The sequence below is a fragment of the Flavobacterium sp. LC2016-13 genome (assembly GCF_009707955.1).
Classification (GTDB): Bacteria; Bacteroidota; Bacteroidia; order Flavobacteriales; family Flavobacteriaceae; genus Flavobacterium.
Genome location: NZ_WMDQ01000004.1, coordinates 25,087 through 45,265, shown reverse-complemented (window position 1 = coordinate 45,265; position 20,179 = coordinate 25,087). Strand labels below are relative to the sequence as shown.

At 32.0% G+C, this 20,179-nt stretch carries 16 protein-coding genes; 7 read left to right on the top strand and 9 right to left on the bottom strand.

Annotated elements, in window-relative coordinates; all coding sequences use genetic code 11:
* Window positions 1-83 precede the first annotated feature (83 nt).
* The 3 genes from GKZ86_RS09465 (at window position 84) to GKZ86_RS09455 (ending at window position 1,521) form a co-directional block, all read left to right on the top strand.
* Complete coding sequence (locus GKZ86_RS09465) at window positions 84-674, top strand: TetR/AcrR family transcriptional regulator (RefSeq protein WP_154782870.1); 591 nt, start codon at window positions 84-86, stop codon at window positions 672-674.
* 68 nt (window positions 675-742) lie between these two features.
* Entirely contained in the window at window positions 743-1,201 is a 459-nt protein-coding gene (locus tag GKZ86_RS09460; protein WP_154782869.1) for a hypothetical protein, read from the top strand.
* Between the two features lie 5 nt (window positions 1,202-1,206).
* Window positions 1,207-1,521: a DUF3817 domain-containing protein gene (locus tag GKZ86_RS09455; RefSeq protein ID WP_154782868.1), complete on the top strand. Its 315-nt coding sequence runs from the start codon at window positions 1,207-1,209 to the stop codon at window positions 1,519-1,521.
* A gap of 314 nt (window positions 1,522-1,835) precedes the next feature.
* On the opposite strand, the gene lpxD is transcribed toward GKZ86_RS09455, so the two are convergent.
* From lpxD to prfB, 3 genes are all read right to left on the bottom strand, one after another.
* The gene (gene lpxD, locus GKZ86_RS09450) at window positions 1,836-2,834 is read right to left on the bottom strand and encodes a UDP-3-O-(3-hydroxymyristoyl)glucosamine N-acyltransferase (protein ID WP_154782867.1); all 999 of its coding nucleotides are present in this window, start codon (window positions 2,832-2,834) and stop codon (window positions 1,836-1,838) included.
* A gap of 638 nt (window positions 2,835-3,472) precedes the next feature.
* Window positions 3,473-3,919 (bottom strand): peptide-methionine (R)-S-oxide reductase MsrB, encoded by a 447-nt coding sequence (gene msrB / locus GKZ86_RS09445; protein WP_154782866.1) that lies wholly within the window; start codon window positions 3,917-3,919, stop codon window positions 3,473-3,475.
* A gap of 127 nt (window positions 3,920-4,046) precedes the next feature.
* Window positions 4,047-5,145, bottom strand: a protein-coding gene (gene prfB, locus GKZ86_RS09440) for a peptide chain release factor 2 (protein ID WP_154782865.1) whose coding sequence is annotated in 2 segments (ribosomal slippage) — window positions 4,047-5,081 and window positions 5,083-5,145 — 1,098 coding nt in all. Because the reading frame shifts where the segments join, the coding sequence is not laid out codon by codon here.
* A gap of 150 nt (window positions 5,146-5,295) precedes the next feature.
* On the opposite strand from prfB, the gene GKZ86_RS09435 reads away from it, so the two are divergent.
* Window positions 5,296-6,315, top strand: coding sequence for a low specificity L-threonine aldolase (locus GKZ86_RS09435; RefSeq protein ID WP_154782864.1), 1,020 nt, complete (start codon window positions 5,296-5,298; stop codon window positions 6,313-6,315).
* A 159-nt stretch (window positions 6,316-6,474) separates the two neighbouring features.
* Here GKZ86_RS09435 and GKZ86_RS09430 read toward each other — a convergent pair whose 3' ends face one another.
* Window positions 6,475-6,795 (bottom strand): YbaB/EbfC family nucleoid-associated protein, encoded by a 321-nt coding sequence (locus tag GKZ86_RS09430; RefSeq protein ID WP_042564215.1) that lies wholly within the window; start codon window positions 6,793-6,795, stop codon window positions 6,475-6,477.
* Between the two features lie 67 nt (window positions 6,796-6,862).
* On the opposite strand from GKZ86_RS09430, the gene GKZ86_RS09425 reads away from it, so the two are divergent.
* The 3 genes from GKZ86_RS09425 to GKZ86_RS09415 all read left to right on the top strand — a co-directional run bounded on the left by GKZ86_RS09425 (window position 6,863) and on the right by GKZ86_RS09415 (window position 11,363).
* A complete protein-coding gene (locus tag GKZ86_RS09425; protein ID WP_194632489.1) occupies window positions 6,863-8,998 on the top strand; it encodes a S9 family peptidase in 2,136 nt (711 codons plus the stop codon).
* A 70-nt stretch (window positions 8,999-9,068) separates the two neighbouring features.
* Entirely contained in the window at window positions 9,069-10,109 is a 1,041-nt protein-coding gene (locus GKZ86_RS09420; protein ID WP_154782863.1) for a PLP-dependent cysteine synthase family protein, read from the top strand.
* 366 nt (window positions 10,110-10,475) lie between these two features.
* Complete coding sequence (locus tag GKZ86_RS09415) at window positions 10,476-11,363, top strand: LamG domain-containing protein (RefSeq protein ID WP_154782862.1); 888 nt, start codon at window positions 10,476-10,478, stop codon at window positions 11,361-11,363.
* An 83-nt stretch (window positions 11,364-11,446) separates the two neighbouring features.
* On the opposite strand, the gene GKZ86_RS09410 is transcribed toward GKZ86_RS09415, so the two are convergent.
* The 5 genes from GKZ86_RS09410 to GKZ86_RS09390 all read right to left on the bottom strand — a co-directional run bounded on the left by GKZ86_RS09410 (window position 11,447) and on the right by GKZ86_RS09390 (window position 20,175).
* Window positions 11,447-11,638, bottom strand: coding sequence for a hypothetical protein (locus GKZ86_RS09410; protein WP_154782861.1), 192 nt, complete (start codon window positions 11,636-11,638; stop codon window positions 11,447-11,449).
* Between the two features lie 414 nt (window positions 11,639-12,052).
* The gene (locus tag GKZ86_RS09405) at window positions 12,053-12,604 is read right to left on the bottom strand and encodes a hypothetical protein (protein ID WP_154782860.1); all 552 of its coding nucleotides are present in this window, start codon (window positions 12,602-12,604) and stop codon (window positions 12,053-12,055) included.
* 1 nt (window position 12,605) lies between these two features.
* The gene (locus GKZ86_RS09400) at window positions 12,606-13,598 is read right to left on the bottom strand and encodes a hypothetical protein (RefSeq protein WP_154782859.1); all 993 of its coding nucleotides are present in this window, start codon (window positions 13,596-13,598) and stop codon (window positions 12,606-12,608) included.
* Window positions 13,598-14,122, bottom strand: a complete 525-nt coding sequence (locus GKZ86_RS09395; protein WP_154782858.1) for a hypothetical protein — start codon at window positions 14,120-14,122, stop codon at window positions 13,598-13,600. The genes GKZ86_RS09400 and GKZ86_RS09395 overlap by 1 nt, the downstream gene beginning before the upstream one ends.
* Window positions 14,119-20,175 (bottom strand): fibronectin type III domain-containing protein, encoded by a 6,057-nt coding sequence (locus tag GKZ86_RS09390; protein ID WP_154782857.1) that lies wholly within the window; start codon window positions 20,173-20,175, stop codon window positions 14,119-14,121. The genes GKZ86_RS09395 and GKZ86_RS09390 overlap by 4 nt, the downstream gene beginning before the upstream one ends.
* Window positions 20,176-20,179 lie beyond the last annotated feature (4 nt).

The following is a 20,179-nucleotide window of genomic DNA, read 5'->3' as shown; positions in this document are numbered from 1 at the left end:
CTGTGTTATGGATTAGTAACTGAATTTATTCGAAGTCATATTTTTTGCCTTAATTTGTTGTTTCATACTAATCAGTATTTTTTATGTCAAAAGCTGCAAATACAAGACTGACAATTCTTCATAAAGCGTTCGAATTGATTTATTCTAAAGGATATCAAACCACAAGTATCGATGATATTATTGCAACTACGCAAGTTACAAAAGGCGCTTTTTATTATCATTTTAAAACGAAAGATGAAATGGGAGTTGCCATTATTGAGGAGATTTTAAAGCCTACAATGATGGAAAGTTTTATACAGCCTATTGAAAACTCATTAAATCCTATTGATGATTTTTATAATATGATTTCTTATTTGCTTCTTGAAGATCCTTTTTTGCAGGTAAAATATGGATGTCCGGTTGGAAATCTAACTCAGGAAATGACACCGTGGAATAATCAGTTTAGTATTGCTTTGTCTGAATTAGTAGATCAATGGAAACATACTATTGAAAAAGGTATTTTAAACGGTCAAAAATTAGGAGTAATCAAAAAGGATGTAAATGGAGAACAAGTTGCCTTTTTTATAATGTCTGGATATTGGGGAATACGAAATTTCGGAAAACTTCAGGATAATAATTTATGTTATGTTGCTTATTTAAAAGAGTTTAGGGGTTATTTGAATAGCCTTAAATAAATTTAATTCCAAAAACATACTAGTTAGTATGTTTTTGAATATATTTGCATTGTCAAAATCAAAAAACAATGTATCAATCATTATTATTTTGCCATTCGATCTTGCGATGGCTCGTATTAGGAAGCTTATTATACTCGATTTTTAGAGCTTATAAAGGCTTTTCTACTCAATCTCTTTTTACAAAAACAGACAATTCTGTTCGACATTGGACTGCTACAATTGCCCATATTCAATTAATTTTCGGGATTCTAATTTACGTTCAAAGTCCGATCGTAAAATACTTTTGGAAGAATTTTAAAGAAGGAATTCAAAATAGTGAGTTTGTATTTTTTGGAATACTTCATATTTTCCTGATGCTGTCTGCGATTGTTTTAATTACGATTGGTTCAGCTTTAGCCAAAAGAAAAGCAAATGATAATGATAAATTCAAAACAATGCTGCTTTGGTTTTCAATTGCCTTAATTATCATTTTCATTACCATTCCGTGGCCATTTTCACCTTTAGCAAACAGACCTTATTTTAGATAAAACTTATGAAAAATTTACTGCAAACAAATACCGGAAGATTAAGAATTATTGGTTTTCTGGAAGGAACATCTTTATTGATTTTACTTTTTATTGCTATGCCTTTAAAATATATTTTTGAAATGCCAATTCTGACAAGACCTGTTGGAACAATACACGGAGCGCTTTTTTTGCTTTTTATTTTTAATACTATAAGTGTTGGTGTTGAACAAAATTGGAAATTTAGAAATACAACATGGAAGGTACTTTTAGCATGTATAATTCCGTTTGGAACTTTCTACATTGATGCCAAAATTTTAAGCAAGATTGATTTGAAAGAATAACTATCAGAAAAACTAAATCAACCAATAACCAAATAATTAAACCATGGTTTTAGTGTTTAAAACAAATGTAAATACGCTTTCGAAGGTGCAGCGAATTACCCCAAAATTGAATAGGTTATTTCCGAATTCTAAATGGAATTTTGATCTGGAAGATTGTGATCGGATTTTACGATTTGAATCGGATAATAATATTATGAAAGAGATTATTATTTTAATGAAAGTTCTTGGCTTTGAATGTGAAGCCTTATAAAAGTATAAAGCAAAAAAAAAACAGAAGATTTACTTCTGTTTTTTTATATATAATGTTGTTTGAATTATTTTTTAGAATCGCAAACCATTCTTTTTAAAATGGCCCATTGTTTTAATGCATCGCGAGCTTCAACAGCAGGATATCCTAACATTGTTTTTCCTGCAGCAACATCTCCGGTAACGCCTGAACCGGCACCAACGATAGCGCCATCACCAATAGTGGTGTGATCTTTTATAGAAGCGCTTCCGCCAATAATAACACCATTTCCTAAAGTTACAGAACCTGCTAAACCGCTATTTCCGGCCATAATACAAAATTTACCTAATTTGCTGTTATGTCCAATCTGAACTAAGTTGTCAATTTTGCAACCATCTCCAAGAATAGTCGAGCTAAATTTTCCACGATCTACACAAGAATTTGCTCCAATTTCAACTCCGTTTCCAATAATTACATTTCCGATTTGTGGAATTTTCACCAAACCTTTTTCTTTACAAGGACGGAATCCAAATCCATCAGCACCAATTGTTGCATTTGGGTGAATAATACAATCGGTACCAATATGACAACGCTCACGAACTACAGTTCCCGACCATATAATAGTGTTTTTACCAATCGTACATTCATCTAAAATTGTCACATTTGGATAAATAGTAACATTAGCCCCAATTTCTACATTTGGACCAATATAACAACCTGCTCCAATTCTGGCTCCTTCGCCAATAATTGCAGTTTCATCTACTGTAGCAGTTTTGTGAATGTTGGTGTGAAATATTGGAGTAGGAGGTGCAAAAAGCGCCAGGATTTGAGACATTGCCAAATCTGCATTTTTTACTTTGATAAAAGCACGATTATCCCCAGGTTCAATCGAAATATCTTCATTAACTACTGCAACTGAAGCTTTTGAGCCTTCCCAGAATTTTTCATATTTCTTATTTCCTATAAAAGAAATTTCAGAAGTTGTAGCTTTTTCAAGTTGTTCTGTAGCTGTAATAGATTGTGAAGTACTGCCGTATATTACGCCATTTATAACTTCATTGATTTCGTGAATTGAGTAGGATTTCATTTAGTAAATTTAGTTGACTTAAGGGTTAATATTCGCCAAATAAAATGATTTACATTTAAATTACCTAATCTTATTTTGAAGTTTTTTATATAGTATTTTAAATAATAGTTTAAATATTACAAAATTAACAAAAAAACTATTAATTTATTGTTTGTTTTTCATTTGTAAATTGCATTGTGAGGCTTTTAATACATCTTGTATGATGTTATTTGTAAGTTTTTAAATCTTTTTCAAACCAATAATATTAAGTGAAAAATTGATAAGTTAAAATGATCTATCTATTTAAAATAATACAACTTAAGTCCTTAAATTAGGCTTTTTTGAATGATAAAAGGGATTTGATATTTTGTAAGTTATGTGTCTTTTTTGATTCTGTTTAAGCTTTAATTGAATTTTTTGCTGAATTCCTGATGAAAATTGTAGAGAGAATTTTAAAATATATTTTGTTAATGTTTTCAATTAATACTGGTAACGATTAAAATTTGTAAGTTAAAACTTAAATTAGTTATTAATTATTGAAGTAATACAAATCAAAAAAATCGAATAAATTTTATTATTTCTGAATGTTATAAAATTAAAAAAGCGATTCTCTTTTATAATAAAAAGGAATCGCTTTTCTTGAATAATTTAAGGTTGAATTATTCTTTTATTTTAGATAATGATACGGCATTAATACAATAACGTAATCCGCTTGGTTCAGGACCATCGGGAAAAATATGTCCTAAATGCGCATCACAAGTATTGCAAACCACTTCAACACGAATCATTCCGTATGATTTGTCTGCATGATAAGCAATAGCATTTTCCTTAATTGGTTGTGTAAATGAAGGCCAGCCTGTTCCTGATTCAAATTTTTCTGATGCATCAAAAAGCAAAGTTCCACAACATTTGCACTCATAGATTCCAGGATCAAACAAACTGCAAAGTTCTGAGCTAAATGATCTTTCAGTTCCTTTTAAGCGTGTTACCTGAAATTCTTCAGGGGTTAAGATCTGTTTCCATTCTTCCTCTGTTTTCTCCACTCTTTTTTCCGGAGCTGGATTTCCTTTATTTGTAAAACGAATTACATCGGCCCATTTTATCATAAGTATAGATTTAAAATGAAAATTATTTTAATTTAACCATTAAGATATTAAGAAAAATTAAGTTTTTGCTTCTTAGTGTAACTTAATATCTTAATGGTTCAAAGACAAATTTTAAATGTTTTAAAATTTATTCCTCTTCTTTTTGTCCCATCATCATTAAAAATGCTTTTAGGAACCCATCAATATTTCCGTTCATAACGCCATCAACATCACTTGTTTCGTGGCCGGTACGAACGTCTTTTACTAATTTATAAGGCTGCATAACATAATTACGTATTTGCGAACCCCATTCGATTTTCATTTTTCCGGCTTCGATATCGGCGCGTTGCGCTTGTTGTTTCTTCAATTCAATTTCATACAATTGAGAACGTAACATTTGCATCGCACGTTGTCTGTTGTCTTGTTGAGAACGTGTTTCAGAACATTGAATCTGAATTCCGGTTGGTTTATGTACTAATTGTACTTTTGTTTCAACCTTATTTACGTTTTGCCCTCCGGCACCACTAGAGCGAGAGGTTGTAATTTCGATATCGGCAGGATTAATGTCAATTTCGATACTATCATCTACAAGCGGATAAACATAAACAGATACAAATGAAGTGTGACGTTTGGCATTGCTATCAAAAGGTGAAATTCGAACTAAACGATGTACGCCGTTTTCTCCCTTTAAATAACCAAAAGAATAATCGCCTTCAAACTCTAAAGTAACAGTTTTAATTCCTGCAACCTCGCCTTCCTGAAAGTTAAGTTCTTTTATTTTATAACCATAACTTTCGCCCCACATCATATACATACGCATTAGCATTCCGGCCCAGTCGCAACTTTCCGTTCCGCCGGCTCCGGCAGTAATCTGAACAACGGCACTTAAACTGTCTCCTTCGTCAGAAAGCATGTTTTTGAACTCGATGTTTTCAATATGCGTTTGCGTTGTGTTGTAATGTTCGTCTAATTCTTCTGCAGAAAGTTCCCCTTCTTTATAAAAATCATAGGCAAGTTGCAACTCATCAGTAAGTTCAATGGCTTTGTTATAATCCTCGATCCATTTTTTCTTGTTTCTAAGGTTTTTTACAATTACTTCGGCTTCTTTTGCGTTGTTCCAAAAATCGGGAGCGAAGGTTTTTTCTTCTTCGTTGGCAATTTCAATTAATTTGGCATCAACGTCAAAGATACCTCCTCAACGCACCAAGGCGCTCCACAATACCTTTTATTTGTTCGGTAGTTGTCATAAATTAATATTAGTTTTATATGTTTTTTATAAATATTACGTTAATTTGGTTTTAGTTTATTTACGAGTTAAAATTTATTAAAACTCACAAAGAATAACTATAAGTAATACGTAATTTTGTTGTACAAAAATAAGATATAGTTTTTAGAATATGGAAATAAATTTAATTAGTGATACCATTACCAAACCTACATACGAAATGTTGCAGTATATGTTTAACGCACAAGTTGGTGACGACGTATACAAACAAGATCCTACAGTTATCGAATTAGAGTCAAGGGTAGCTGAGTTTTTTGGTATGGAAGCTGGACTTTTTTTTCCGTCTGGAACTATGGCAAATCAAACGGCAATTAAATTGCATACGCAGCCGGGAGAACAATTAATTGCTGATAAATACGCACACGTTTACCATTATGAAGGTGGAGGAGTTTCTTTTAATAGTGGCGTTTCATGCTGCTTGTTAGATGGAGACAGAGGAATGATAAATGCAGCGCAGGTTGCGGCGGCGATTAACGATCCGGAGTTTTATCATAGTCCGTTAACGAGTTTGGTTTGTGTTGAAAACACGACCAATAAAGGCGGAGGCGCTTGTTATGAATTAGAAGATTTAAGAGAAATAAAAAAGGTTTGTGATGCCAATAATTTAAAGTTCCATTTAGATGGAGCCAGAATTTGGAATGCATTGGTGGCTAAGCGACAAAACCCAAAGGAATTTGGGGCAATATTCGATACAATTTCAGTTTGTTTATCAAAAGGATTAGGCGCTCCAATTGGTTCTGTTTTGCTTGGAACGAAAGCTGATATTTATAGAGCGTTGAGAATCAGAAAGATATTTGGTGGTGGAATGCGTCAGGTAGGTTATTTGGCTGCAGCCGGATTATATGCTTTGGCACATAATATTGAAAGATTAGCCGAAGATCACCGAAGAGCTAAAGAAATTGCAGCAGTTTTAAGTACAAAACCCTGGGTCGCAGCAATCGAACCTGTAGAAACTAATATTTTGATTTTTTCATTAGCAGAAGGTTATAACGACCAACTTTTAATCGAAAAACTAAAACAAAAAAACATTTCAATAAGCTCAATGGGGCATAATAAACTCCGCATTGTAACACATTTAGATTATAGAGAAGTGATGCATACGTATGTTTTAGAGACTCTTTCGAAGTTTTAGAAAAGGCTCAAAGAGGCAAAGGTTTTTTAGAAAAGGTACAAAGAGGCAAAGGTTCAGAGGAACAAAGATTTGAACTTATAGTATATAAAAGAAAAAGGTTCAAAGGTTAATCACAATGAGAAAATCTTTGAACCTTTGTAGTTTATAGCCTTAGGACCTTTATTTAAAAAGATTATCCATTCCGGGAATCATTGGCATATCCATTTTTGCAACCGCGTCAAGTTCTCTTTCGTTTACGCTTGTTGCTTTTTCAATTGCTTTATTTAGGGTTACGATTAAGTAATCTTCCAGTTGCTCTTTGTCTTCTAATAAAGAATCATCAATAGAGATTGATTGTATTTTTCTATTAGCAGTTAATGTTACTTTTAATAATCCGTCAGCGCTTTGTTCGTCGATTAAAACAGTATCCAAACGCTTTTTTGTATCTTCTATCTTTTGTTGGGTCTCTTTAAGTTTACCCATCATTCCCATTAAATCCATTTTGTTGATTTTTAAATTATCTCGTACAAAATTAGTATATTGCTGTATTAAAACAATAGAATATTTTATGAAAAAATTAATTCCGTTCTATTGTGTTTATAGTATTTTTGCTCCTTCTTATATAAAAATTAATGCCCAACAAATGCAAAACGATATAAAGGCACCACAAGCCAAAGAAATTTCAAAATCATTAAAAAAACATAAAGAAATACGAACCGATAATTATTTTTGGCTAAATGACCGTGAAAATCCTGAGGTAATTGATTATTTAAATCAGGAAAATGCTTATTACCAAAGTATGACGGTACACACAAAAGGACTTCAGGAATCTTTATATGAAGAGATGAAGAGCCGAATTAAAGAAGATGATTCTTCTGTTCCGTATTTTTACAATGGTTATTTTTATATCACTCGTTTTGAAACAGGTCAGGATTACCCGATATTTTCAAGAAAAAAAGGAAGTCTTTCTGCAGATGAAGAAATTTTATTCAACTGTAATGAAATGGCAAAAGGTCATGCATATTTTAAATTAGGAGGATTAAGTATTAGTCCGGATAATAAATTTGCAAGTTTTGGACTTGATCTTGTTGGAAGAAGAATTTATACCATTCAGTTTAAAAACTTAGAAACAGGAGAAATTTTAGCAGATAAAATAGAAAATGCAACTGGCGGATCTGTTTGGGCAAATGATAATAACACTGTTTTTTATACCAAACAAGATGAAGTTACGCTAAGAGCTGATAAAGTTTTCAGACATAAATTAAATACGGATTCATCAGCTGATGTTTTGGTTTTTAATGAAACTGATGATACTTTTAATGTTTCGATAAGCAAAGAAAAATCAAGAAAATATATTGTTATTGGTTCAGGAAGTACTTTAACAACGGAATATAGAATTCTGAATTCTGATAATCCTGATGGAGAGTTTGAAGTTTTTCAAACTCGTGTACGTGGTTTAGAGTATAGTATTTCGCATTTTGAAGACTCGTTTTATATTTTAACCAATAAAGACAAAGCAACCAACTTTAAGTTGATGAAAACGCCTGAAAATAAAACAGGGAAGAAAAACTGGGTAGATCTTATTCCGCATCGTGAAGATGTTTTGTTGGAAGATATTGAGATTTTCAAAAATTATTTAGTAGTTGAAGAACGCTCAAATGGTTTAAATCATATCAGAATCATGCCTTGGAATGATGAACCGGATTATTATTTGCCATTTGGCAGCGAAACTTATAACGCTTATACCACAACCAATATTGATTTTGATACAGATATTTTGCGTTACAGTTACCAATCGCTTGCAACGCCATCGTCTGTAATTGATTTTAATATGAAAACTAAAACCAAGGAAATCTTAAAAGAACAACAGGTTTTAGGTGGAAAATTTGATAAAGAGAATTACATTGAAGAACGCGTTTGGGCAACGGCAAGAGATGGTGTAAAAGTGCCAATTTCGATGATTTATCGTAAAGGTTTAGAAAAAAACGGTAAAAATCCGTTGCTTCTTTATGCCTATGGTTCATATGGGATTACTATGGATACTTATTTTTCATCAACAAGACTTTCGCTCTTAGACCGCGGTTTTGTTTATGCCATTGCACATATTAGAGGAGGAGAAGATTTAGGCAGACAATGGTATGAAGATGGAAAACTGTTAAAAAAGAAAAATACCTTTACAGATTTCATTGATTGCTCTAAATTTGTAATAGACGAGAAATATACTTCTTCTGAACATTTGTATGCAGAAGGAGGATCCGCAGGAGGACTTTTGATGGGAGTTATCGTAAATGAAGCTCCACAATTGTATAACGGAGTTATTGCTCAGGTTCCTTTTGTAGATGTTATTACAACAATGCTCGATGACAGTATTCCGCTAACAACTGGGGAATATGACGAGTGGGGAAACCCAAATAATAAAAAATATTACGATTATATGTTATCGTATTCGCCATACGATAATGTAAAAGCACAACAATATCCAAATATGTACGTTTCTACTGGATTGCATGATTCGCAAGTACAATATTGGGAGCCGGCTAAATGGGTAGCCAAGTTGAGAAATATGAAAACAAATAATAATCTTTTGTTTTTAGATACCAACATGGATGCTGGGCATGGCGGTGCTTCAGGGCGATTTGAAGCTTTAAAAGACTTAGCAAAAGAATTTAGTTTTTTATTAGATTTAGAGAAAATTAAAGGCTAATTAGAAATTTTTTGTTAAATTTGCAACCTATCGAGGTTATTTAAAAATACCTTTGATTAACTATTTTTTTATGAAAGAAGAAATAAACGCTTATAATAATGTTTTAGAGTTAATAGGCAATACTCCGCTTATTAAACTAAATAAAATCACCGAAGAGTTAGAAGGTAATTTCTACGCAAAGGTAGAAGCTTTTAACCCGGGACATTCCTCAAAAGATAGAATAGCGTTATATATTATTGAAGAAGCCGAGAAAAAAGGAATTCTTTCTCCCGGAGACACCATTATCGAAACAACATCTGGTAACACAGGATTTAGTTTAGCTATGGTAAGCATTATAAAAGGTTATAATTGTATACTGGCAGTAAGTTCAAAATCGTCGAAAGATAAAATTGACATGTTGAGAAGTTTAGGAGCTAAAGTATATGTCTGTCCCGCTAACGTTTCTGCAGATGATGAAAGGTCATACTATAATGTTGCCAAGCGACTGCATGAAGAAACAAAAGGTTCAGTATATATTAATCAGTATTTTAATCAGTTAAATATTGATGCCCACTATAACACTACAGGTCCGGAAATTTGGGAACAAACCAAAGGACAAATTACCCACCTTATTGCTTGTAGCGGAACCGGAGGAACAATCTCAGGAACTGCAAAATTCTTAAAAGAGCAAAATCCAAACATTAGAATTCTCGGAGTCGACGCATTTGGCTCAGTATTGAAAAAATATCATGAGACAAGAGAATTCGATAATAAAGAAATTTATCCGTATCGTATAGAAGGTTTAGGTAAAAACTTAATTCCATCTGCTACAGATTTTGATATCATTGATAAATTCATGAAAGTTACCGACGAAGAAAGTGCTCACTCAGCCCGAGAGATTACTCGCAAAGAAGGTTTGTTTGTTGGATATACATCTGGTGCGGTAATGCAGGCGATTAAACAATATGCAGAAGAAGGTGAGTTTACAAAAGACAGTAATATTATTGCTATTTTCCCAGATCACGGTTCTCGTTATATGAGTAAAGTATTTAGTGATGACTGGATGAATGAACAAGGATTCTTTGATAGTGTAAACGAAGAAGAAGTTCAAAAAATTGAATTTGTAAAGTAATTTAATTACTTCTAAAATATAAAAGCTCCGAATATTTTATTCGGAGCTTTTTTTATGAATTGTATGTCAAATCTTGAATCTACTACGTTTTTAAATTTGAAGATGTAATTGGTTTAAATTAATTTTCTTAAAATTGTAGTAATAATATATTTGTAATGGATTATTTTTATATTTGTTTAAAGTTAATTCATTATTTTAAGAATATAGCTGACATTTTAATCGATTTAAAAGTAGGTAAAGTCTTCTTTTTTTATTTTTTCAACGATTATTTAGGTCAGTCATCGGTAAAATTTTTGATAGACTTTATAATAGTATAGATTAGATGTATTAAAATGACACATGTCTTAAAGCCCAAAAACCTACTATATGAAAAGAATACTACTCACAATAATGTTTGTAAGTTTTTTAAATGCCAATGCCCAAAATCCAATTCAGGAATTTAATTTCGATGGAAATTTAAACAGTAAGGATAAAACAATTTCGTTTGTTGGAACCGCCAATTTTGTACCCGACAGAATGGGAGTTGCAAACGGAGCACAGCGACTTACTAATAAAGCTTTGCAAGCTGTTGTGGGAGAACTTCCGCAAGATAAAAAACCGAGATCTGTATCGATATGGGTAAAATTTAATACTATCGTTTCACCCAATTACATTTTAGGTTATGGTGGTGCAGCAAATGGCCAATATTTTGGTTTGTTACAACAAAGCGCAACTGGAGGTAATTCTGAAGTAAGTTTGGCAGGCTGGGGAGCAGGCAATGATGTTCTGGTTTCAATTCCGCTTGCAAAAGAAGTTTGGTATCAATATAGTATTACTTATGATGGAAATGCTTCTAAAGTATATCGCAACGGCGAATTATTAAAATCGGTAGATGGAATTGCCCGCTCAACGAAAGGATATATTTTTAGACTTGGAGAACTAAATACAACAATTGGTGTTAATGCTGATATAGACGACTTAAAAATATATAATGTCGCTATGACTGATGAACAGGTTATGGAGTCTTATAACAGTTCTAAACCTATTCCTGCTCCAGTAGTAGAGAAAGCACCAGCTGTAAAAAAGGGCGCAGCAGAAACTAAAGCTGCAGTAAAAACAGCAGCAGCTCCTACAACTCCAACAAATAGTAATACGGTTTCTAAAAAAGTTGAGGTTTTCTCACAAGGAAAAAAAATAATTGGAAGTAATGCTTCTAATATTGGTGACTTGCCGGAAGGGACTTATTTATTGAAAATAACAAATGGTCAGGATTGATAATTAACTTCAATGAGTTTTTGTTTTTAGTGTAATTACTGTTTAAAATCAAAAAGCCTTCTGAATTTTAGAAGGCTTTTTGATTAACGCTTTTTTTGTTGTCCAGGTGCATAAGCTTTAGCACTTTTACTTCCCGACATTTTTTTCGCTTGTCCCGGCGGTACTTTTTTTGATTCGCTGCTATGTACATGTGTAGTACAGCTTATAACACTAAGAACCACAAATAAAATTACCATAATGATTACGGCAAATTTTGTATATTTTGATGTTTGCATAATTATTTTTATCGCAAATATACTAGAATTAGGATTGTTATATTCTATATGTCTTTGTAAAACGATTATAAATAGAAAAGCTGTTTAATTGATGTTCAGAAAGATTTGACAAATGTTAATGTTGTTTTTGATATAAAATAAAAAACCTTCTATCTTGTTTCAATTTTGCGACAAAATAAATTTGCCTTCAATTAGTACTAAATAATGATATTCATCATAATTCATTAGTTGTGTCTGTCGTCTAACCTCGATTATCTTTCCTTCATGCAAAAGCAGTTTTTATTTTAAAGATAAACGATTTTCGTGTGTTTTAACATTTAAAAACTAACATTAAAAAATGGAGATATTTTTATGAAATTACAATATCTAACAACAAAAAAAACTGCGCAAAGGCAGAGACGTTTGCGTAGTTTTTCAAGGGAACGGTTCGGAGAGCTTGGTATTATATTTTAAATACCCTATCTCTCGGTCTTTATCCTGAATGGATCTTTGTAATATTTGTCTGTTGATAAAAGGCAATTTCCAAAGGTTATAATATTCTAAGTCTACAAATTGATCTTGTTTTTTTAGCTCATCAAATAAATCATAAGCTAATATCCAACCATCATTTGATGTATGTTTCTGGAGTAAATTTTCAACAGCTATATTTAAGTTGTCTAATTCCTCTTTTGTTATAATTTTTTCTGGTATTAAATAATCATAGAGTAGGAATTTTGCATAATTTTTTATTTCCTTATTTGTATATGCTTCTGGTATAATTAGTAATTGACTTTCTTTAGCAAGATCGATCCAGTCAAAATTAACGTCATTAATTGCCTCAATTAAATTTTTGACTAAGTCTCTTTTACTAATCATACCATTTTCAATAGCATTGCTAAGCATACTTATGCTATCATTGTAAGGTAGCCACCAATCTTCTGCAAACTTTGCTAGAGCCAAGATTAAATTTTCGTTATTTCTTTTCATCTTAAAAATCTGGAAACATAGTTACTAATTGCCAATTATTTGGACTAACTTCTTCATATCCTGCCCTTACTTTTTTGGCTTGTTGGAATGTAGTTCCATCTTTAGGGACACCTTTACCGTATGTAGTTCCATCTGTTAATTCGTGTATGACTGTTTTACGTCCATTAACAATAGGTGTAGAATTAAATGCAGGCGTTCCTGGCCTCGTATTATTTAATGCCTTTTGCAATTGCTGAGGTGTTTCAAATTTTGAACTATACGGCGGCTTTGGTGGATTTATAGGATTGTTTCCAATATAAGAACCATCTGGAGCGATTCCTTCATTAGCTCGCTTAATTAATGCTTCATCTGTTACATCATACCCATGTCTCTCTAAAGTATGACCTTTTGGATGTTGCTGAAGTTCTGTCAATTCATTTGCTGTGTATGCCGATTTATCAGGCATACGCTTCACAACTAAATCATCGCCCTTCTTAAATACTTGATAACCGTTTGCAGGTTGTCCTATTGGTGTTGCCCCACTATGTAAAATATCATCAAAATATTTCGTTGGTAAAATCTTACCATTACTGATTTGAGCGACCTCATCTCCATTTTTGCTTAGTAATTTTAGAGTTCCATTATTTTCAACAACACTTCCGCCAGATCGAAGAATGTCATCGTAAGTAGATTTTAAGGCTCCTGTAAGACTCTTCTCAACCTCTTTGAGAGATTTCCACTTCAAATACCCACCAACTTTACCAATTTCATCTAAATTCTTTGAAACTAAATTAAGCTCTTCTATATTTTTTGCAAGACCTGCTTTTTCGTTATATAATACTTTCCAAGAATCAAATGCTTTTTGCGGATCTTTTTCTGCGAAAGTTACAAGTTCTTTAGATGTATACATATCATCTTTAAAGAATCCTCTAATAGTTTCACATTGCGCATTTACATTTAAGAATGTGAATAACGCAACCCATAATGTTAAATATAATTTGAATGTATTTTTCATTATCCTTTATTTTTAATTTTTGCGATTATCGCATCTGTTAGTAATGGGTCCTGCCATATTCCAATTATATATGTAATATCTTCCCCTAATTGATCTTCTCCAGCTCCGCGAGGTTGATTTTCTGAATTCCATCTATTGAACTCAATTAATATGTATTCTTTCCCCTCTTCTTCAACTAAGATAATTTCTCCAGGAGTATTATATAGTGAGTTGATTTTTAATACACTTAAAAAGTATCCTTTATGAATTGCATGTTCTTCAATTTCAAATCCATATGTTTTGGATAAAAATAATAGTTCGTGAATACTAAAATATTCATTTGAATCAACAAATGGGTTTACTAGCAATTTTTTTCGATGAGTTTTTCTTTTTTCAGAAAATATAATACTTCCATCGGAATTTAGAAATTTAATTGAAGGTCTAATCAATTCTGTTTTTATAGAAACTATACCTTCTTTCATTTTTTCAGACCCATTGCCAAAAATTTCAGTTTGAACACAGTAAAATTTTTCTATTAATATCATTTGCAATCAATTTTGGTCATTAATTTATCTACTTTGAAAGTTAGGTCTTCAATTTCATCTACCCACTTACCGCCTCTAAAAACTGAACGTTGTACTATATCATAAGTAGCTCCTTTTATAAAGTATGTTGCATCATGAAATTTATGATTAGATTGTATTTGTTTTGCTAGTCCTTGTTGTAAAACACCATTTTTATTTTTCCATGGTATTGCATCTCCATAGCTAAACTTCAATCCATCAACATTTTTCATTCTAAATTTTATATAAACCATTCCTTCTTGTATATCTTCTAATAAGGCTCTTGAATCATAGGTATATGGAATATCAATTTTATTATACTCGTCTAGTTTTACTGGACTTGCAAAACCACCTCCTAATTCTGTAACTTCAGTAATTTTCCCATCAGCTTTATCAACTTTTGGATTTTGAAAACGATCAAACAAGTCTCCAACACCTGGGGGAACTTCACTATCAACTTTTATGAATCCGTTAAAAGGAGGCCAACCACCATTTATTAAGTTTTTTGGGTCTGCATGGAAATAATTATATAATCCATCCCAATCTTTGTTACCCCATAATTCATATGCTTTTACTTTTTGCGACATATCTGCATTACCAACAGTAGCTTCAAAAGCTTCAAAAGTTCCTCTCTTAAGTTTTTCAACTTTTGAAATTGTAGCTAATTCATCTACACTCTTAATACCTTTTGAGGCCCATTTTTCCCAATAAACTAATAATTTTTCATCTTGTATTTTTTTTAATGCTGCTAAATCAGCACTGACAAAATCTTCAAAAAATTTAGCTTTAGCGGTTTCGTCTAATGCATTTATTTCTTTGTTTAGAGTACTTAATTCAGATTTTTTAAGTAAAGTTAACAAATCCCCTGTTTCACTAACTCCTTTTTCTGACCTCAGTATTAAGATTGCGCTGCTTACTAATTCTATTTCTGCAGATGTAATTGCTTTTGCATCTTTTAAAGCATTTAAATTTTTCTCTAATTGTATAGCAGATAGTTCCTTAGTAGGTTTTGTTAATAATTTTATATTATTGTTAGTGTTTATAACTTTAACTTCTGTCGCAAATTCAATAGATTGATTCTTTATATCAAGTGCTGTATAATTCAATTGTGTGTCCTCAACAACCTCACCAATATTTTTAGCATCATTAATAGCTCCTATTTCATTAGAAATTTTCAACATATTATTTGGCAATAATAAATCACCAACAGAAACGATACCAGTTACTAAACTTGCTTTATTGAAGAAATTTGCAAGTTCAGGGTTTTGTTCTCTAAACGCGGTTCCTGCCATACTTGCAACAGAACTTATTTTGTCAGCATAAAATAAAACTCTTCCAAGTTTTGTTAATTGTCCACCTGGTATTGCCAATGTTAAAGCATCAAATGAAGTTTGAATAATGTCAGCTTGTGTTTGACTGTCTCCAACATCACTTGAGTATAGAGATAAAATTGCCGGAACAGGAATTGCAATAGGTTTTCCATCCTTATCTTTATTTTCTGGATAATCTGAAAGCAGATTATCTTTTGACAAATTCTTATATAATATAAAATCAAACGGAGAATATAGTTTTGCTTTCGCAGCCAATGATTCATTCTTAAATAAACCTTCTTTTAAAACCTGTTCTACATGAATTTTTTTTGTTTTTTCGTCATATTCAGCATCAATTGATAAAAACTGATGTTTTGTTTTATCATAGTCGTAAAAAAGACCAATAACCGTAGAACTCGATAGATATGAAGCAAAATCTGCAGAACCTCTTACAAAAATATTTTGATAATCATAAGTAAGAGTACTTTCAGGTTTTTTGAAATATTCTTTAAGTTCATTTATAGATTTTAGTTTATATTTATTTACAATTTCCTTTATACCATTCTTGTATTTATCGGATCGTAAAAAATGCTGATAAAACACACTCATCAATAATTTTCTGTTATCGCCAGAGATTACTAAATTACTATCATTTATCTTAAGATACATAATGTACCAAAGGGGAAATTCTCTTTTAATTGTTGCAGGACCTGAACCACCTCTAGTATTTGGCCAACTAAAAACTACTTTATCATTTTCTAATAAATCTATTAATGTGTTTGAATCAAATTTCGTATAACCAATTATTTTAACTATAATTTTTTCTTCTTCTTCATCCCATAAGTTTCTTTGCATTAGTATTTTAACTAATGCTATAGCTCTTTCAGAATTTAAATTTTGAAATTCGAGCTCTGTTGCAAGTTTTAAACAGGTTACTTGTTCTTCACTGATAGATTTAAGTGCAACATTTGGGTCAAATAAAGCTTTAAGACATTCATTATTTGCTTTTACCTGATCATTTAATGATGTGTCAAAATATTGAAAATACTTTTCGTAATATTTTTGTTTATCAGCATTATTATATAATTCATAAATAAATTTATACGTGTCTGATTTGCCTCTCCATCCTGTATGATCATCTAAATTAACTCTAAAGTTTTCATCCCATTTATAAGTATCTTTTATAGAACCAGCATATGCAGTAGCACCTGCCCCAGATTGCTCTGAATATGTATCAGCAAATTTGTCGAAAAAGTCAGGATATACAACTCGCATTTCAGCAATTTTATTTATCCATAATTGCTCAGATTTTCCAAAATGATTCTTAAGCATATTTTTTGTGTTTTGGCTATAACACCAAAGACATGAAGTTGCAGGTACTTTAATTTCTTTTGTTAGATTATTTAAAATTTTAGTTGAATATGGAGCAATTTTATTGATAAATTCATCAAGTGCTATATCTTTTGCACTAGTATTATATTGACTTAAATTTTGATGTTCACCTATTGGCAATGATAATTTGAATATTGCATAATTTGAATTTTCATTCAATAAAGGATAAATAAAACCATCAACTTTATTATAGTCAGTTAAATCCTTATAAACTTTTTGATCTTGTTGATCTACATATCCTGTAGGTTTTTGATACACATATTCATGTATAGTTTTTCCATCTTCTTCGAGTTTTTCAAATCTATACAGAGCACCTGTTTTTGTTTTATTATAATATGATTTTGAAGATTCATCTCCAACTACTGATCCATATATAAATTCATATCTCATTAATTTATTATTAGGAATAGATACAATTTGCCCATCAGGTGTTACAAATGATACTGTTCCTTTTGTTTCATCTTTTGGATCTTTATCTAAATTGACAAAAGAGTATGGTATTTTATCATATGTTCTAATGTTTTCTCCATCTTCATCCCCCTGAATAAACGGATACAACTGCAATCCCGGCGCATGAAGAACCTGCCAATCATTATGACTCAATAGAACTCCAGTTCCATAATCCATTAATAAATCAGTCGTTGTGGAAGTGTTGTATTCTGTAAAAGGATGCTGTAAACCAAAAACACCATGACCTAATTCGTGTGCTAAAGTGCGAACGATATTGGCTTTATTAAAAATAAACCCATATTGACGTTTCAATGGCATGAAACCTAAGATGTTAGATTTACTTGATGGAGCATCTGTATAAATTACATAATAAGTATCTTTTTTATAATCTGCACCTAATTTTAGTTTTAAGTTTGCAGTTATTTGTTGTTGTTCAGCCGTGTAAGTAGCTAGTAAACCGCTTTCACTGGTTTCAATGCTTTCGCCCCAAGTGTTGTCTAAAGTTACATCTACTGTATTAACGTTAAATGTTACTCCTGCAGGCTCATATATAGCATTTAACTGAGATTGAGCATCGTTTGGAATTGTTGCATTATTAACCCTTACCAGAGTCACATTTACCTTTTTATTCGTCAAATGCCACAAATCCATCGTACCCGCAATATCATATTTTCCAGCAGCTTCTTTTGAATCTTTTGGAGTTGCTGGTCTTACGGTTGCAAGGATTGTTTCTTTTGCAAAATCTAACGTCTTTTTCAATGTAAGTGTTGCAACATTGTCTTTCCATACAATTTGAGTACTGTCTATTGCGGTACCGTTTTGAGTTTTAAAAACAAGATCCTTCTTCGTTTTTCCGTTTTTAAAATCAACCGTTGCTACTACAACATCAGTGTTAGGATTGTCTGATATTGCTTTATAATTTACTTTATAAGTACCGCCGCCTTTTTTCGGAATTGTTTGATAGGTTTTGGTCAAGCTTCCATTTTCGGCTGTTGGAGCTGTATCAAATGAATATTTTCCATCTCCTTTAGAGAAAATAACATTGACATCTGGAGAAGAAATCTCAGCAACATCGCCACCAGATCCCATTCCGTTTGTGTTTTTAGAAGTTGGAATTCCGCCTGGAGCCAATTGTCCTGTTTGTTTGATATCTCCGGCAGGAGCATTGGCAGGAACAGCATATTGTTTGCCGTCTTTATCTGTAATAACAATATCATTTACCGTTTTATCTAGTACCGAAGTTACTCCTGTAGTACTTGTTACTGTTATAGTCCCATCAGGATTTTTTACTACAGATTTTATAGATAAATCATATTGATGGTTCACAACATTACCCGCATCTCCAAATGCATCATTTACGACACCATCTAAATCAGCCATTCCGCCCCAATTAGGATCGTAACTAGCTACAATTTCTCCTGAAATTAATTTGAAATCAGTATTTACACCAATATTATTAAACGTAATTCGGATACGGGAGAACTGTCCAAGATTAATTTTATCACCTCCCAGAGCATCAGCGGCATCAATCAGTTTTCTGAATTTTTCTAAGAAGGGCAGGGTTACATATCCTTCTCCTGTAAAACTTCCATTGCTTCCTGTTGCTTTTAAGACTACAATTGGGAAATCTCCGGCCGTTACAACATCATTCGGAAAAAGTTGCGGTAAAGGTGTTTTATTAGCCAAATCTTTTGGATCTGGTTTTATTCCACAACCGGCAAATGCAATTTCATCTTTTTCTAGTGTTGTAAATTCGTGAACTGTACTATGTGTATATTTACCAACATCACAGGAAGCTCCTACTGTATATTCGTAAGTCGCATTTGGTTTTAAATTGCTAATAGTTATCGATTCTCTGGGAGTTACAACTTTGTACCATTCTGAACCTGCATTTTTTTCTCGGTAATTAACCTGATAATCAAAATTATCAATATTACCGCTCCAGCTTACTTTTGCCTGATCTTCGCTAACACCTGTTGTTGTTATCGATAATGGTGCTGTACAAGAGACTTCATAGTTAAAAGAAAAAATTTCGCTATAACCATTATTTTTAAAAACACCAATTTCTTCTGCACCCAAAATGGCTTTGGCTTTTATTCGCCAGGCGTATTTTTTTCCGGGAATAAGTTGAGGTTGACTTATGCCATATTGAAATGTTGTATTTCTTGTTGTGGTTGTATATAAAGGTGGAGAATAAGCAAACGCATTTTGTACAGGTGTATAATTATCCCAAATTTCGACCAATGAAAACTCATATTCTACATTGCTTACATTGATACTTCTTGGTGTCCAGCTGAATATAATGTTTTGAATATTTGACTGCATTATTGAAGCATTATTCAAAGGCAAGTTTAAGAACGGAGGTTCATTCTGAAAAATAATTGTCGTTACACTGGTTTTCTTAGACAGTTTTTTGTTTGTAGCAAAATCATAAACTTCAACGGAAAAATTATAAATACCTTCTGGTAATGGCTGTGCATATTGATTTGGATTTAAACCTAATATATTTTGAAATTCAAAATAAGGCGCTAAATCAACATTGTTAAGCTGCAGCGGAAAACCTCCTTCAAGATATAATGGTCTTGCACCTACAACAAAATCATTTGAAGAAAACGAAATAGAATTTCCCTGGAAATAAAATTTCAGTCGAACTTGTCGGTTTGAAATCGTTAAATCGTTCAATACCAATTGTATTTTTATTGGACTATTTATCGTAGTTGCATCAGCATAATTGCTTAAATAAATAGGAGATGGCTGCGTGATTTGTGTACTTATGGTAACAGGAAAAGATTGTGCGTAGCCACTCAATCCTATTAATGAGCATACAAGAAAAAAGAGTAGGTGTAGTTTTTTTAGCATTTTGGGTAATTGTGGTTTATCCATTATT